Source organism: Microbacterium sp. PI-SA-G (assembly GCF_057215335.1).
The window spans coordinates 456,013-471,026 of record NZ_CM170103.1 but is presented as its reverse complement, the minus strand read 5'-3'; the positions used below and the strand labels follow the sequence as shown (position 1 = coordinate 471,026).

At 69.4% G+C, this 15,014-nt stretch carries 13 protein-coding genes; 2 read left to right on the top strand and 11 right to left on the bottom strand.

Going from position 1 to position 15,014, the window contains the following annotated elements; all coding sequences use genetic code 11:
- The 5 genes from ruvX to AC2D10_RS02400 form a co-directional block, all read right to left on the bottom strand.
- Complete coding sequence (ruvX, locus tag AC2D10_RS02420) at positions 1–474, bottom strand: Holliday junction resolvase RuvX (protein WP_484710242.1); 474 nt, start codon at positions 472–474, stop codon at positions 1–3.
- Positions 471–3,131 (bottom strand): alanine--tRNA ligase, encoded by a 2,661-nt coding sequence (gene alaS / locus AC2D10_RS02415; RefSeq protein ID WP_484710241.1) that lies wholly within the window; start codon positions 3,129–3,131, stop codon positions 471–473. The genes ruvX and alaS overlap by 4 nt, the downstream gene beginning before the upstream one ends.
- Positions 3,132–3,183: 52 nt before the next feature.
- Positions 3,184–3,372, bottom strand: a complete 189-nt coding sequence (locus AC2D10_RS02410; RefSeq protein ID WP_484710240.1) for a hypothetical protein — start codon at positions 3,370–3,372, stop codon at positions 3,184–3,186.
- A 111-nt stretch (positions 3,373–3,483) separates the two neighbouring features.
- The gene (rpsD, locus tag AC2D10_RS02405; RefSeq protein WP_282217100.1) at positions 3,484–4,113 is read right to left on the bottom strand and encodes a 30S ribosomal protein S4; all 630 of its coding nucleotides are present in this window, start codon (positions 4,111–4,113) and stop codon (positions 3,484–3,486) included.
- A gap of 167 nt (positions 4,114–4,280) precedes the next feature.
- Positions 4,281–5,648 carry a replication-associated recombination protein A gene (locus AC2D10_RS02400; RefSeq protein ID WP_484710239.1) on the bottom strand — a complete coding sequence of 456 codons (1,368 nt, stop codon included), beginning with the start codon at positions 5,646–5,648 and terminating at the stop codon, positions 4,281–4,283.
- An 88-nt stretch (positions 5,649–5,736) separates the two neighbouring features.
- Between AC2D10_RS02400 and AC2D10_RS02395 the strand changes: the two genes are divergently transcribed.
- A complete protein-coding gene (locus AC2D10_RS02395; RefSeq protein ID WP_484710238.1) occupies positions 5,737–6,048 on the top strand; it encodes a hypothetical protein in 312 nt (103 codons plus the stop codon).
- Between the two features lie 23 nt (positions 6,049–6,071).
- On the opposite strand, the gene AC2D10_RS02390 is transcribed toward AC2D10_RS02395, so the two are convergent.
- From AC2D10_RS02390 to nirB, 6 genes are all read right to left on the bottom strand, one after another.
- Positions 6,072–7,310 (bottom strand): NAD(P)/FAD-dependent oxidoreductase, encoded by a 1,239-nt coding sequence (locus tag AC2D10_RS02390; protein WP_484710237.1) that lies wholly within the window; start codon positions 7,308–7,310, stop codon positions 6,072–6,074.
- A 151-nt stretch (positions 7,311–7,461) separates the two neighbouring features.
- Positions 7,462–8,139, bottom strand: a complete 678-nt coding sequence (locus tag AC2D10_RS02385; RefSeq protein WP_484710236.1) for a sirohydrochlorin chelatase — start codon at positions 8,137–8,139, stop codon at positions 7,462–7,464.
- Positions 8,136–9,260: a uroporphyrinogen-III synthase gene (locus tag AC2D10_RS02380; RefSeq protein ID WP_484711787.1), complete on the bottom strand. Its 1,125-nt coding sequence runs from the start codon at positions 9,258–9,260 to the stop codon at positions 8,136–8,138. Before AC2D10_RS02380 ends, AC2D10_RS02385 begins: the two co-directional genes overlap by 4 nt.
- Positions 9,261–9,262: 2 nt before the next feature.
- Entirely contained in the window at positions 9,263–10,498 is a 1,236-nt protein-coding gene (gene cobA / locus AC2D10_RS02375) for a uroporphyrinogen-III C-methyltransferase (RefSeq protein ID WP_484710235.1), read from the bottom strand.
- Positions 10,495–10,854, bottom strand: coding sequence for a nitrite reductase small subunit NirD (gene nirD, locus AC2D10_RS02370; RefSeq protein WP_484710234.1), 360 nt, complete (start codon positions 10,852–10,854; stop codon positions 10,495–10,497). Before nirD ends, cobA begins: the two co-directional genes overlap by 4 nt.
- Positions 10,851–13,430, bottom strand: a complete 2,580-nt coding sequence (gene nirB, locus AC2D10_RS02365; protein ID WP_484710233.1) for a nitrite reductase large subunit NirB — start codon at positions 13,428–13,430, stop codon at positions 10,851–10,853. Before nirB ends, nirD begins: the two co-directional genes overlap by 4 nt.
- Before the next feature lie 215 nt (positions 13,431–13,645).
- On the opposite strand from nirB, the gene AC2D10_RS02360 reads away from it, so the two are divergent.
- Positions 13,646–14,995, top strand: coding sequence for a DUF349 domain-containing protein (locus AC2D10_RS02360; RefSeq protein ID WP_484710231.1), 1,350 nt, complete (start codon positions 13,646–13,648; stop codon positions 14,993–14,995).
- The last annotated feature ends 19 nt before the right edge of the window (positions 14,996–15,014 follow it).

The window sequence follows — 15,014 nt, the reverse complement described above, 5'->3', positions numbered from 1 at the left end:
TCAGGCAGACTCCTCGTTCGGCGAGATGGCGGCACCGGCCGGGTTTCCGGTGCTCTTCTCCATGTCGATCGCCTGCTGCAGCAGGACCACCGCAGCGATCTGATCCACAATGCTACGAGAATTCTTCTGAGATCGCCCCGAAGAGCGCAGAGCCGCATGGGCGGTCACGGTGCTGAGACGCTCATCAATGAGTCGCACCGGAAGCCCCGAGCGCGTCTGGATGAGCGCGGCGAAGTCCCGAGCGTCGACCGTCGAGGCGGTGTCGTCACCGCGCATGTTGACCGGCAACCCCACCACGAACTCGATCGGATCGTACTCCGCGACCAACTCGACCAACCGATCGACCGAGGTCTCCGAGCGCGGGACGGTCTCGACGGGCACGGCGAGCATCCCGTCGGGATCGCACCGGGCGACCCCGACGCGCGCACGACCCACGTCGATTCCGAGCCGCACGCCGCGGCGGAACCCACTCACGCTGTACGCAGCTCCTGCGCGATGGCGTCGAGCGCCGCCGGCAGTGCCGCCGCGTCCGTTCCGCCACCCTGAGCCACGTCGTCTCGTCCGCCGCCACCGCCGCCCAGCACGCCGGCCGCACGCTTGGCGAGGGCACCCGCCTTGGCTCCGGCCGCGCGTGCCGCGTCGTTCGTCGCGACGACCACCACAGGGCGACCGTTCACGATCGCGCCGAGGGCCACGACCGCGGCGTCCGACCCGAGACGCTCACGCACTCCGAGCACGAGCTCGCGCACGTCGTCGGCCGAGGCCACCTCGCCCAGCGACTGCGCGGCGACGTGGAAGGCTCCCACGCGCGCTGCGGCCTCGGCGATCGCCGGAACCCGACCGGCACGCTCTTTGGCCTCGAACTGCGCGATGCGCTTCTCGGCGACCTTGAGGCTCGCGGCGAGGTCGGCGATGCGCTCGGGAAGCAGCTCACGTGGCGTCTTGAGCGACGATGAAAGCTGCGAGACGAGAGCGCGCTCCGCCGCAAGATCGCGGAACGCGTCGGCTCCGACGAGCGCTTCGATGCGACGGTTCGACGCGCCGACAGATGACTCGCCGACAACGCTGACGAGACCGATCTCGGCGCTCGAGCCGACGTGCGTCCCGGCGCAGAGCTCACGCGACCAGGGGCCGCCGATGTCGACCATGCGCACGACATCGCCGTACTTCTCGCCGAACAGCGCCATCGCGCCGGCCTGCTTGGCCTCGTCGAGCGAGATCACCCGGGTGGTCACCTCGAGGGCGTCCTGAACGGCGCGGTTCGTGATCTCCTCGATCTCGGAACGGGTCTCCCCCGACAGCGCCTGCGACCAGGAGAAATCGAAGCGCATGTAGCCGGCGCGGTTGAGCGAACCGGCCTGCGTCGCGGTCGGGCCCAGCGTGTCGCGGAGAGCGGCGTGCACGAGGTGCGTAGCCGAGTGGGCCTGGCGGGCGGCGCGTCGGTTCGCGGCATCGACCACCGTGGTCGCGGCGTCATCGACTGCCACGCTGCCGCGTGAGACCTCCACCGTGTGGCTGATGAGCCCGGCGACGGGGCGCTGCACGTCGAGGACCTCGAGCTCGAAGCCCGGCCCGACGATGGTGCCCTTGTCGGCGACCTGTCCGCCGGACTCGGCGTAGAGGGTGGTCTCGGCCAGCACGACCTCGGCGATCTGCCCTTCCGAGGCGCTGCGCACCGGATGGCCGTCGACGAGGATGCCCAGGATGCGCGACTCGACTTCGAGAGCGGTGTACCCGTCGAAGCCGGTCTCGCCGAGCGCGCGCAGGTCGCGGTAGATCGAGAGGTCGGCAAGCTGGCGCTTGCGGTTGCGGGCGTCGGCCTTCGCGCGCTGACGCTGCTCCTGCATGAGCGCGTCGAACGCCGTGCGGTCCACGTCGAGTCCGGCTTCCTCAGCGACCTCCAGGGTGAGGTCGATGGGGAATCCGTAGGTGTCGTGCAGGAGGAAAGCCTCCGGGCCGCTGAGCGTGGCTCCGCCGCTCTTCTTCGTCTGGTCGAGCGCGAGATCGAGGATCGTCGACCCGGAGGCGAGCGTGCGGCGGAAGGTCTCCTCCTCCGCGAACGCCGACGAGGAGAGCACGGACCAGTCCGTCTCGAGCTCCGGGTAGACGGTCTTCATGGCGTCGCGCGACGCTGCGAAGAGCTCGGGGAAGACCGGCTCGTCGACGCCGAGCAGACGCATCGCGCGCACGGCACGGCGCATCAGGCGCCGCAGGATGTAGCCGCGGCCCTCGTTCGAGGGGCGCACGCCGTCGGAGAGCAGCATGAGCGACGAGCGCACGTGGTCGGCCACCACGCGGAACCGGACGTCGTCCTGGTGATCGGAGCCGTAGGTGCGGCCCGAGAGCTCGACGGCACGGTCGAGGACCGGGCGCACCTGATCGCTCTCGTACATGTTCTCGACGCCCTGCTTGAGAAAGGCGACGCGCTCGAGACCCATGCCGGTGTCGATGTTCTTCATCGGCAGCTCCCCGACGATGTCGAACTCGGTCTTGCCGCGGATGTTCTCGATGAAGTCCTGCATGAACACGAGATTCCAGATCTCGAGGAAGCGGGAGTCGTCGACCGCGGGGCCGCCGTCCTTGCCGTAGGAGGGACCGCGATCGAAGAAGATCTCGGAGTCAGGACCGCCGGGTCCCGGCTGGCCGGTGTTCCAGTAGTTGTCGGCACGACCGAGGCGCTGGATGCGCTCCGGCTTCAGCCCGATGATGTCGCGCCAGATGGCCTCGGCCTCGTCGTCGGTCTCGTAGACCGTGACCCAGAGGTCCTTCTCGTCGAAGGCCAGGCCGCCGTCCGCCTCGGACGACGTCAGCAACTCCCACGCGTAGCGGATAGCGCCCTCTTTGAAGTAGTCCCCGAACGACCAGTTCCCCATCATCTGGAAGAACGTGCCGTGGCGGGCGGTCTTGCCGACCTCTTCGATGTCGTTGGTGCGGATGCACTTCTGCAGATCCGCGATGCGGGGGTGCGGAGCGGGCACGACGCCGGTCAGATACGGGATCATCGGCACCATCCCGGCGACCGTGAACAGGAGCGACGGGTCTTCGCTGACGAGCGAGGAGGAGGGGACGATGACGTGATCGTTCTTCTCGAAGAAGTCGAGGTAACGCTTCGCGATCTCCGCAGTTTTCATGGGGTGCCGGGTGTCCTTGCGTGAAGATGACGCGCCGAGGCGCGGAGATGGTTCAGTTGTCGCCCGGCTCAGTGAGCCGTGCCTCCTGCTCGCGGTAGGCGTCGCCGATGAGAGCGGTGAACCCGTTGATGCGGGCGTCGACCTCGGCGAGGATGTCGTGGCCACGCGGGTCCTTGTTCATGAAGTGTGCGGCGATGAAGCCGCCGATCACACCGATCAGGAACCACTGCATGTTCTTCATGACGTCATCCTTGCCCTTGTCCGCGAAGGCGCGGTGTCTTCATCGTATGCCGAAACCACAAGAGGCGTCGGGAACCCCCGACGCCTCTTGCGTATGAATGCGTTCGCTGGATCAGCGAGCGGCGTAGTACTCGACGACGAGCTGCACTTCGCAGGTCACGGGGACCTCGGCGCGCTTCGGACGACGGAGCAGACGTGCCTGGAGCTTGTCGAGCTCGACCTCGAGGTAGCCGGGAACGGGAGGCAGGACCTCGGCGTGACCGCCGGCGGCTGCGACCTGGAAGGGCTCGGTGCCCTCGCTCTTGGCCTTGACGTGGATGAGCTGACCCGGCTTCACGCGGAACGACGGGCGGTCGACGAGCTGGCCGTCGACGAGGATGTGACGGTGCACGACGAGCTGGCGAGCCTGCGCGGTGGTGCGGGCGAAGCCCGAACGCACGACGAGGGCGTCGAGACGCATCTCGAGCAGCTCGACCAGGTTCTCACCCGTCAGGCCGTCGTGACGACGTGCCTCGTTGAAGGTGTTGCGCATCTGCTTCTCGCGGATGCCGTACTGCTCGCGCAGACGCTGCTTCTCGCGCAGACGGACGGCGTAGTCGCTGTCTGCCTTGCGCTTGGTGCGGCCGTGCTCACCCGGAGCGTAGGGACGCTTCTCGAGGTAGCGGGCGGCCTTCGGGGTGAGCGGGATGCCGAGGGCACGGCTCAGACGCACCTTGCGGCGGTCCTGGGACTTCGTGGTCACGAAGCTGTCCTTCCGATGACGTGGTCGCGACTTTCACGACTCACGGACGTATCGTCCGCGTTCTGCCTTGGAGCGCACGCCGGGGCGCCAGCAAGGTGGGGTGTGAACGAGGAGATGCCCGAAAACTTGGTTTCGAGCCGGTCAAGTCTAACAGATCGGGTATGGGCTCACCGGTCGCCGAGGATGCGGCGGATCTTCTCGAGGCGCGCGGAGATGTCGCGCTCGGACCCGAGTGTCTTCGGCTCGTAGTACCGACGGCCGTCGAGTTCGTCGGGAAGGTACTGCTGCGGCACGATCCCGAACTCCGCGTCGTGGGGGTAGACGTACCCGCGTCCGTGTCCGAGCCGCTTCGCTCCGGGGTAGTGCGCGTCCCGCAGGTGCAGCGGCACTCGACCGAAGCCGCCCTTGCGGATGTCGGCGATGGCGGCGTCGATGCCGCTGTAGGCGGCGTTGGACTTCGCCGTCGTCGCCAGGTACACGGTGGCCTCGGCCAGCGGGATCCGCCCCTCCGGCATCCCGATGAACGCCACCGCGTCGGCTGCGGCGACGGCGATCACGAGCCCCTGGGGATCGGCGAGACCGACGTCCTCCGACGCCGAGATGACCAGCCGACGAGCGATGAAGCGGGGGTCCTCCCCAGCCTCGATCATGCGCGCCAGGTAGTGCAGCGCGGCATCGGGGTCGGAGCCGCGGATCGACTTGATGAACGCACTGATCACGTCGTAGTGCTCGTCGCCCTGACGGTCGTACCGCAGCAGGGCACGGTCGACGGCCTGCGCGACGTCGTCTGCGGTCACTTCCGGAACGTCAGCGCTCTTCTTCTTCGAGTCCTTCTTGCTCCCGGTGCTCTCGGTCGCGTGCGAGAGCGCGACCGCGGCACCGGCTTCGAGCCCGGTGAGTGCGCGCCGTGCGTCGCCCGAGGCGAGGCGGATGAGTGAGGACCTGGCCTCGCCGCTCAGCGCCACGACGCCGTTGAGACCGCGCGCGTCGGAGACGGCGCGGTCGACCAGCAGTCCGATGTCATCGTCGGTGAGGGCCTGGAGTGTGAGCAGCAGGGAGCGCGACAATAGCGGCGAGATCACCGAGAACGACGGATTCTCGGTCGTGGCGGCGATCAGGATCACCCACCCGTTCTCGACACCAGGGAGAAGGGCGTCCTGCTGGGCCTTCGTGAAGCGGTGGATCTCGTCGAGGAACAGGATCGTCGTCTGACCGTAGAGGTCGCGCTGCGTGATGGCCTCCTGCATGACCTCGCGCACGTCCTTCACTCCCGCCGTGATTGCGGAGAGCTCGACGAAGCGGCGACCCGACGACCGGGCGATTGCCTGCGCCAGCGTGGTCTTGCCGGTTCCGGGCGGACCCCAGAGGATGATCGAGACGGCGCCGGCCGATGTCGCGTCGGGGTCGGCCAGTGCCACGATCGGAGAACCCGCCCGCAGCAAGTGCTGCTGCCCCGCCACTTCGGCGAGCGAGACCGGGCGCATGCGCACGGCGAGGGGCGTCTGCCCGGAGAGCAGTGCGGCAGGAGACGTCATGACTCCAGGCTAATGCGGGGTCCCGACGTTCTCGCCGGTAGGCTCTCAGGCGACGTCGACCGCCGACGCGGTGAAGGGGAACCAGGGAATGGCTGCACGCGGGTCCAAGAACGCACAGCAGGCGCGCGCCCAGGCGGAGCGCGCCCGCATCCACGCGGCGCGTAAGGACTGGCACGACGGTCGCATTCGCCGTCGGGTGCGTGACAACGTGCTCGCCGGCATCGTCGGCGGACTCATCGTGGTCGCGGCGATCGCCAGCCAGGTCGTGCACGCGCAGGTCACGGCTCCGGAGCCGACGCCCAGCCCATCGGTCTCACCCTCGGACGCACCTGCACCCGGCACCTCCGAGACGCCCGCGCCCTCGGACGCACCTGCACCGGCGGAGACGCCTGCCCCGTAACTACTGCCCCGAGACGCCGACCGCTACCGGTTCGCCGGCAGCACGTACGAGGCCGGGTCCCGGGTCAACGCCGCTCCGACGAGCGGACGCAGTGAGCCGTAGGCCGACGCATCGCCGATGAGGATGCCGCCGAGCAGCGTGTGCGCGTCCGGCCCGAGCACCAGCTTCCGGTAGACGCCCGCGATCGGATCCGCGTAGAGCACGTCGACCGCGTCGGGCGTGCGCGCGAGCGCGTCGCCGAAGCTCGCCACCTGCACGCCGGCCAGCGTCACTGCGGCGGACTCGTCATAGCCCGAGAACGTCCGAGTCCCTCCGAGGAGTCGCTCGGCGGCGACCTCGGCCATCTCGCGTGCGGGTGCCGCCAGGCTCACGCAGCGGCCGCCGTAGCTGGCAACCTCGCCGATCGCGAGCACGTGGGGGTCTGACGTCCCGCACCGCTCGTCGATGACGATCCCGCCGCGGGGGTGCACGTCGATCCCGGCGTTGCGTGCGAGCTCGTCGCGCGCCAGCATCCCGACCGTGAAGATGACGACGTCGACCCGCTGAAACGACCCGTCCTGGTACTCGATCGCGGTCACCGCGCCCGATTCGTCGGCGTCGATGCGCGTCGCGCGCGTGCCCGTGCGAACCGTGATGCCTCGCGCCTGGAGGTGCCGCTTCACGATCCCGCCCGCCGTGCCGTCCAGCTGTCCGGCCATCAGGCGGTCGGCGTACTGCACGACGGTGGCATCCACCTCCATCGCTTGCAGCGCCCCCGCCGCCTCAAGCCCGAGCGCGCCTCCGCCGATCACCACTCCTCTGAGGTCCCGTCCGACCTCGGCGCTGCGAGCGCTGACGAAGTCGCGCAGTTCCTCGACGTCGTCGATCGTGCGGTAGGCGAAGCACCCCGGTGCGGTGGCTCCCTCGATGGCGACGCGGGCGGCGTAGGCACCGGTCGCCAGCACGAGCGTGTCATAGCGATGCACGCTCCGCGAGCGGGTGAGGACGGTCTGCGCGCGACGGTCGATTCGCAGCACGCGGTCGTCAACGAGCAGCACGACCCGGGCGTCGTCGAGGATCGAGCCGCCCAGATCGAGATCCTCCGCGACTCCGCCGAGGAAGAGGTCACTCAAACGCGTGCGATCGTAGGGACGCCGTCCTTCGTCGCCGATGACCGTGATGCGAACCGACGCGCCGGCGTCCGCAAGGAGTCGTTCCACGAAGCGCTGGGCCGCCATCCCCGCTCCGACCACGACGACCTCGGTGGGCACCGACTCATTCATGCTGTGCTGCTCCTGTCGCGACGGCGAACACGGCCGTAACGCTGACGCTAGACGGCCTGTATTTCGCGGATGTCACAGACGTCGACAGCGGATGTTTCGTGCCATGCGCGACTGAGCCGACGCGCGCCGGATCGCGCGGGACGAGGCCTGATCAGACCGAGCGGAAGCGATCGATGACGACGTCGGCGATGCGCGCATCCACTCCGAGCGGTGCGGAGACGACATCCGCTCCGGACCGCTCGACGAGCCCGGCGAAGTATCCGGGAGCGAGGACGTGACTGGCGGCGATGACCCGCTTGGCTCCGTGCGAGCGCGCGGCCGCCACCGCCTCCGGGATCCGCGGATCGACGGCCGAGGCGTAGCCGACCGTGACGGGCGCGGGGATGAGTCGTGCGAGATGAGTGGCCGCAGTCGTGACATCGGCGATCGCGGCGGGATTGCTCGAGCCGGCGGCCGCCAACACCACGTGGTCGCCCGGCAGCCAGTCATCCGCGAGCACCTCACGCAGCCGAGATCGCAGCACCTCGGCGATCAGCGGGTGCGTGCCCAGCGGCTCCGCCTGCCGCACGTTGTCATAGGGCCGGATGGCCTCGGCGATGTCGACGGCCGTGTGGAACCCGACAGAGAGGAGCAGCGGGACGACGACGACATCGTCGTGCGCCTGCTCCTCGTTCACGATCTCGACGATGCTCGGCTCCTGCACGTCGACGAACGTCTGTACGACACGCGTGCCGGGCAGACGCGTGCGCACCAGCTCCACGAGGTCCTCGACGCTCTGACGCCCCACCGGCGAATCGGTCCCGTGCGAGCAGGCGACGAGAGTGGTCACGCGTTCTCCTCCACGGTCAGTCGGTAGCCGCGCTTGACGATCGTCTGGATCGCGGCGGGTCCGCCGAGCGCCTCCCGCAGCCGCGCGACGGCCATCTCGACCGCGTGCGTGCTCTCGCCCCCACGCGGCAGCGCGAGGCCCAGGGACTCCCGCGACAGCACCCGTCCCTGCGCGTCGAACAGCTCGCTGAGGATGCTGGTGCTCGCCCGAGAGAGCGGCACGAAAGCGCCGTCGAGCAGTACGCCGCCGCTGCGCATCTCCATCAGACCGGCGGCCGTCGGCAGCTGCGGCGCCGCCCCGGACGAGAAGTGATCGACGACGCAGCGCACGAGCGAGCCCAGCCGTCCGCGGACGGCGAGCGTCGTACGCAGGTCGGCGTCCTTTAGCGGCGCGGCGGTGATGGGGCCGACCGCGGCGAGCAGCAGACGCCCGGCGTCCGCGCGGCGACGTACGGCGTCGAGCACGCCGGCACGAGTGGCCGCTCTGACCCATTCGGCAGCGCCAGGGGCGGAGGTGAACAACACCGCATCCACCTCTCCCGACCCTGCCTGCATGACGGAGCGGTGCACGATCTGCGGATCCGGGGGCGGGCCCCACCGGTACACCGTGATGCTCACGACATCGGCTCCGAGATCCGCAAGCAACCCGTCGAGGCCGTCGGCCCCCGCGCCGTGATGCTGGATGGCGATGCGGCGTCCTGAAACGCCGTCGGCGGTGAGATACTCGCCCACCTCGGCGGAGGTCTCGGACTCGGCCACCCAGTCGGCGGCGAACCCCGCCTGTTGGATCGCGCCCCGGGCCTTCGGTCCGCGGGCGATGAACTGGGCCCCGGCCAGAGCGTCGGTGAGCTCCTCCGCCAGATCGTTCTCGTGCGCGGCGTCGATCCATCCGCGGAACCCGACGCCGGTGGTGACGATGACGATGTCGGGAGGATCGGAGATCAGCTGACGAGTGCGCTCGAGCAGCTCGTCGTCGTCGGCGTTGGGGATGATGCTCAGCGCCGGGGCACGGTAGACCTGCGCGCCTCGGCGTTCGAGCGCGGATGCGAGATCACCGGCGCGACGGTCGGCCGCGACGACGATGGTGCATCCGGCCAACGCCGGGGAGAGCGGGGTGCGGATCGTCACGCCAGGGCAGCCCCGATCGCGTGCGGGCTCGGAAGCAGCAGCCGCTCTTCGGCGACATCACCGATCACGATCACGGCCGGGTTGCGCAGGCCGATGTTCCGGGCGTCGGCGACCGCGCGTCCGAGCGTGGTCCGCGTGGTGCGCTGCTGCGGCGTGTGACCGCTCTCGACGAACGCCATCGGGCGGTCGAGGGGAACGCCGCGTCCCGTCGCCGCATCGACCAGGCGCTCGAGGGCGGCGACGCCCATCAGTACCACCGTCGTCACCGTCGCATCAGCCATCGCCTCCAACGTAGCGGGACCGAACCCGCCCTGCCCGTTGACGACATGGAACGCGGCCGCAGTCCCCCGATGCGTGACCGGGATTCCCGCCGACTGCGGAACCGCGATCGCGCTCGAGATTCCCGGGGTCACATCGACCGGGATGCCCGCTGCCAGGCAAGCACTCATCTCCTCGCCGCCCCGCCCGAAGACGAACGGGTCTCCGCCTTTGAGACGCACGACTCGCAGCCCCTCGGCCGCGCGCGCGACGATGATGCGGTTGATCTCGTCCTGCGGAACCGGATGACGGCCCGGCTGCTTGCCCACGTCGATGACCTCGACGTCCGGGTCCACCCCGTGCACGACCTCTGTTCCCGGACCGAGTCGATCGGTGACGATGACGTCGGCCTCGGCGATGAGCCGGCGCGCGCGCACCGTCATCAGGTCGATCGGTCCCGGACCGCCGCCGACGAGGTCGACGCGTCCGCTGCGTCCGCTGCGCTGACGCCGCAGCGGGAGCTTGCCGTCTCCGACCATATCCACGATCGCATCGCGCACCGCGACGGATCGACGAGGGTCCGCTCCGACACTGCTGGCCACCGCCACCGTGACGTCGCCGATCTCAGCCTGCGCGGTCAGGCGGGCCGAGCCGTGCGCCCCGTCCGAGGCGTTGATGCAGAGGATCCGCTGCCGGTCGCACCGCTCCGCCACATCACGGTCGATGCGGAGGTCGCCCGTGGCCGCGTGCACGAGCCAGGCGCCCGCGAGGTCGGTCGAGCGAAAGCGGCGCGCCTGCCAGGGCACCTCGTGCTCGGCGGCCAGTCGCGCGGTGTCCTCATGCAACTCCGGAGCCACGATCCGAACGCGCGCCCCTTCGGCGAGGAACCGCCGCAGCCGCTTGGACGCGACGGATCCTCCGCCCACCAGCAGCACGTCGCGTCCGGTGAGGGTCACACCCAGCATCACGGTCATCGGATCTCCTCGGGGGTCAGTTCCACATCGCCATCCACGATCGTCACGGTCCAGACCCGCAACGCCGCGGGCTCTCGGCCCTGCGTCTCGAGACACTCGCCCGTCCGCAGGTCGAACACCTGCTTGTGCATGGGCGATGCCAGGGTCGGCACGTCTCCCCGACTTCCCACGATGCCGCGGGACATCACGTGAGCGCCGCTGTAGGGATCGAGGTTCGACACCGCGTGCACGCTGCCGTCGTCGAGCAGGAAGAGCGCGATCTGGACCGCGCCGAACAGCGCGGCCCTCCCTCGCTCGACCTCGAGATCACTCACCGCGCACACTCGTACGCGGGCTGTCGTCTCCACAGTCGTCATCGTCGGACCTCCAGTGTCGTGCCGGCGATGAGCACCGAGCCGGCCGAGCGCTCCTCGGCGGTGGCGGGACGCACCTGCCCGCGCTCGGCGACGTACGCCAGCGACGGGTCAGGGGTGTCGGTCGCATTGACGAACGACTCGAAGCGCCGCAGCTTGACGGGATCCCGCAGCGTCGCGGCCCACTCGTCCTCGTACCGATCGACGTGCCGGTCCATCGCCGCGTCGAGGTCGGCGCAGATTCCGAGGCTGTCGTCGAAGATGACCTCACGCAGCCCGTCGAGGCCGCCGTCGAGCTCCATGCACCAGCCGGCGGTGCGCTGCAGACGGTCGGCGGTGCGGATGTAGTACATGAAGAAGCGGTCGATCGCGCGGATCAGCCCCTCGTCGTCCAGATCGGAGGCCAGGAGCTCGGCATGCCGCGGTGAGAAGCCGCCGTTGCCACCGACGTACATGTTCCATCCCGTCTCGGTCGCGATGACTCCGACGTCCTTGCCCCGTGCTTCTGCGCACTCCCGCGCGCAGCCCGAGACCCCCACTTTGAGCTTGTGCGGAGAACGCAGGCCCCGGTAGCGGAGCTCGAGCCGCACGGCCATACCGACCGCGTCGAGCACGCCGTAGCGGCACCAGGTCGATCCGACGCACGACTTCACCGTGCGCAGAGCCTTGCCGTACGCCTGGCCCGACTCGAACCCGGCGTCGACCAGCCGCTGCCAGATCTGCGGAAGCTGCTCCAGCCGAGCGCCGAACATGTCGATACGCTGACCGCCCGTGATCTTCGTGTAGAGGCCGTAGCTCTCGGCGATGTTCCCGATCGCGATCAGGCCGGCGGGTGTGACCTCGCCACCGGGCATCCGCGGCACGACGGAGTAGGTGCCGTCCTTCTGCATGTTGGCCATCACGTGGTCGTTCGTGTCCTGCAGCGCCGCGTTCTCGCCGTCGAGGACGTGCGCGCCGACCAGCACGGCAAGGATGCTGGCGAGGGCCGGCTTGCAGATGTCGCACCCGCGGCCGGTGCCGAAGCGTCCGATGATCGCGCTGAACGTCGACAGCTCCGAGACGCGCACGGCGTCGAAGAGCTGGCGCCGCGACATCGCGAAGTGCTCGCAGAGTGCGTCGGAGGTCGTCTGACCGAGCTTCGTGAGCTCCTGTCCGACGATCTTCTTCACCGCGAAGATGCATGATCCGCAGGTCGCGCCGGCCTTCGTGCACGCCTTCACCGCCGCGGCGTCCGTGCAGCCCTCCGCGTGCACGGCCTCGCGGATACGCCCGGCGGTCACGTTCGAGCAGGAGCACACCACGGCGTCTTCCGGCAGCTCGTTGTCGGGCAGTGCCGCACCGCCCTCCGGCATCAGGTATGCCGCCGGATCGGCGCCCAGCGGTGCTCCGACGAGCGGACGCAGCGAGCCGTACGCCGAGGCATCGCCGACGAGGATGCCGCCGAGCAGGGTCGTCGCGTCGTCCGACAGCACGAGCTTCTTGTAGACGCCGGTGATCGGATCCGTGTAGACCACGTCCAGAGCGTTCGGGGTGACCGCCATGGCGTCGCCGAAGCTCGCGACATCCACGCCCGAGAGCTTGAGCTTGGCCGAGTCGTCGTAGCCCGGGAATGTCGCGTCGCCGCCGAGCAGACGGGTCGCAGCGACCTCCGCCATCGCGTACCCGGGTGCAACGAGCCCGACGGAGCGTCCCTCGAAGTTGGCGACCTCGCCGATCGCGACGATGTCGTCGTCGGCGGTCTGGCAGCGCTCGTCGATCAGCACACCGCCCGTCGGGTGCACCGCGAGCTGCGCCTGGCGCGCCAGCGCGTCCTGCGGACGCACGCCGACGGTGAAGATCACGACGTCGGCCGCGTGCATGCTGCCGTCCTGGAACTGCAGTGCCGCGACGGCACCTGACGCATCCGGATCCAGTCGAGTGGTGCGGGTCTGCGTGCGGACTGCGATGCCCTTGGACTCGATGAGGCGACGCAGGATCGTACCGCCGGCGAGGTCGAGCTGCGCCGACATGAGCCGGTCCGACGACTGCACCACGGTGCACTCCACGTCGAGTCCCTGAAGAGCGCCCGCTGCCTCGAGTCCGAGCAGGCCGCCGCCGATGACCGCGCCCTGCAGCGGTCGCCCCAGCTGAGCCGAACGACGCGCGACGAACTCCCGGATCGCGGCCACGTCGTCGAGCGTCCGATACACGAAGCATCCGGCCAGTTCGGCCCCGTCGACGGCCGGACGCATCGCGTAGGACCCGGTGGCCAGCACCAGGGTGCCGTACGAGTGGAGGGCACCGGAGCGCGTGCGCACGGTGCGTTCGGTGCGGTCGATGCTGGTGACGCGGTCGTCGCTGATGAACCGCACGCGCTCGTCGGCGAGCACATCGGCGTCCAGCGCCAGGTCATCCGCCACAGCACCCGTGAAGTAAGAGGTCAGTCCGACACGGTCGTACGGCGCCCGCGCCTCCTCGCCGATGACGGTCACCCGCGGCATGTCACCGGCGTTGCGGAGCAGGCTCTCGACGAATCGGTGCGCGACCATCCCGGCCCCCACCACCACGACATCCGACGGTGTGCTGTCTCGAACGATCACGAGCTCTCCTCTGTTCGTTGCTCTGACGTTAGGCACCCGGTGTTTCGCGCAAAGTCCGGCGGCGGTTACGCCGAACGAACGTTCTGCTCACAACTCGATAACGGTGATGTGAGAACGCCGGACCGGGATGCATCGGACGCCGCGACGCCGCGCATACTAGGCTGAAGCCCGTCCCTTCCCCCCTCCCGCGGGTTGACCGCGCAAGGAGAGCACTCTTGTCTGCCACCGAATCGTCGAAGCCGACTCCTCCCGTCCCGGCACCCCCGCGCCTTCCCGCGCCCCCTCGGGTGCCCACGCCGGCGGTGGTTCCCTCCGCTCCCTCCGCCGCCGTGTCCTCGGATGCCGCGAAGTGGGGTCGTGTCAGCGAAGACGGCACCGTCGAGGTTCTCGAGGGCGAGACGTGGCGTGTGGTCGGTCAGTACCCCGACGGCACCCCCGACGAGGCCCTCGCCTACTTCGTGCGCAAGTTCGATGACATCGCCTTCAAGGTGCGTGCTCTCGAGCAGCGTCACCAGGCCGGCGGCGCCGCGGCCAGCGACCTTGTCAAGCAGGCCGGGCACGTCCTCCAGGAGGCGACGGATGCCGCCGCCGTCGGCGACTTGGCCGGGCTGCGCGAGCGTCTGAACGCGCTCACCGCATCGTTGTCGGAGGCCACCGCCGAAGAGGCGCAGAAGGCCAAGGAACTCATCGACCAGGCCATCGCCGAGCGCACCGCACTCGTCGAACGCGCCGAGGCGATCGCGGCCCGCGACCTCACGAAGGTGCAGTGGAAGCAGGTCACCGCCGAGCTGGGCGAGCTGTTCGACGCTTGGCAGGCCCAGCAGCAGACCGGCCCTCGCCTGTCGAAGGGCGTGTCGCAGCAGCTCTGGAAGCGATTCCGTGACGCCCGCGCCGTCGTCGACAAGAAGCGGCGTGCGTTCTACTCCGAGCTCGATGACACGCACAAGGCTGCGCGCGATGCCAAGTCGCGCCTGGTCGAGCGTGCCGAAGCGCTCGCTCCCCGCGGCATCGACGGGATCCCCGCCTACCGCACGCTCCTCGACGAGTGGAAGGCCGCCGGTCGCGCCGGACGCAAGGCCGACGACGCACTCTGGGCACGGTTCAAGGCAGCCGGAGATGCTCTCTACGCGGCGCGCGCCGAGCAGTCCGCCGCCGAGGAAGCCGAATCGGGCCCGAAGATCGAGGCGCGTGAGGCCCTGCTCGAGGAAGCGAAGGCCGTCGCCGACGAGCCGAACATCAAGCGCGCACGCTCGCAGCTCACCAACATCCAGCGCCAGTGGGACGAGATCGGCCGTGTGTTCCCTCGCGAGAAGGAGCGGGCGCTCGACGACCGTCTCCGCGTGATCGAGCAGGCCCTCAAGGCCCGCGAAGAGGTCGACTGGAAGAAGAACAACCCCGAGACCAAGGCGCGTGCGAACGACATGAGTTCGCAGCTGCTCGAGGCGATCGAGAAGCTCGAGTCCGAGCTCGCGGCCGCCGAGAAGGCCGGCAACAAGAAGGCCGCCAAGGAAGCGGCGGACGCCCTCGAGGCACGCCGCACCTGGCTGAGCGCCCTCGGCGGCTGAATCTCTCCACAGGTCCGAC

What these genes read in the sequence shown, in the direction of transcription:
- AC2D10_RS02390 (WP_484710237.1), bottom strand. Translation starts at nt 7,310, where the DNA reads ATGAATGAGTCGGTGCCCACCGAGGTCGTCGTGGTCGGAGCGGGGATG.
- nirD (WP_484710234.1), bottom strand. Translation starts at nt 10,854, where the DNA reads ATGACGACTGTGGAGACGACAGCCCGCGTACGAGTGTGCGCGGTGAGT.
- AC2D10_RS02400 (WP_484710239.1), bottom strand. Translation starts at nt 5,648, where the DNA reads ATGACGTCTCCTGCCGCACTGCTCTCCGGGCAGACGCCCCTCGCCGTG.
- cobA (WP_484710235.1), bottom strand. Translation starts at nt 10,498, where the DNA reads ATGACCGTGATGCTGGGTGTGACCCTCACCGGACGCGACGTGCTGCTG.
- AC2D10_RS02395 (WP_484710238.1), top strand. Translation starts at nt 5,737, where the DNA reads ATGGCTGCACGCGGGTCCAAGAACGCACAGCAGGCGCGCGCCCAGGCG.
- AC2D10_RS02410 (WP_484710240.1), bottom strand. Translation starts at nt 3,372, where the DNA reads ATGAAGAACATGCAGTGGTTCCTGATCGGTGTGATCGGCGGCTTCATC.
- alaS (WP_484710241.1), bottom strand. Translation starts at nt 3,131, where the DNA reads ATGAAAACTGCGGAGATCGCGAAGCGTTACCTCGACTTCTTCGAGAAG.